Raw genomic sequence first — 281 nt, forward strand, 5'->3', positions numbered from 1 at the left:
TCTTCGCCGCCATCGAGGCCGGCTGCGCCGCGGTCCGCGTGAACCCCGGCAACATCAAGCAGTTCGACGACAAGGTCAAGGAGATCGCGCGGGCCGCCAGGGAGCACGGCACCCCGGTCCGCATCGGCGTCAACGCCGGCTCCCTGGACCGGCGCCTGCTGCGGAAGTACGGCAAGGCCACTCCCGAGGCCCTGGTCGAGTCGGCCCTGTGGGAGGCGTCCCTCTTCGAGGAGCACGACTTCCGCGACATCAAGATCTCGGTCAAGCACAACGACCCCGTC

At 69.0% G+C, this 281-nt stretch carries 1 protein-coding gene; it reads left to right on the forward strand.

Going from position 1 to position 281, the window contains the following annotated elements; translation table 11 throughout:
* Positions 1-281 (forward strand): flavodoxin-dependent (E)-4-hydroxy-3-methylbut-2-enyl-diphosphate synthase (locus IG05_RS0141495; RefSeq protein WP_030349221.1); only part of this gene is annotated, 281 nt, incomplete at both ends.

It is taken from the genome of Streptomyces sp. NRRL S-1022, assembly GCF_000720135.1.
Classification (GTDB): domain Bacteria; phylum Actinomycetota; class Actinomycetes; order Streptomycetales; family Streptomycetaceae; genus Streptomyces.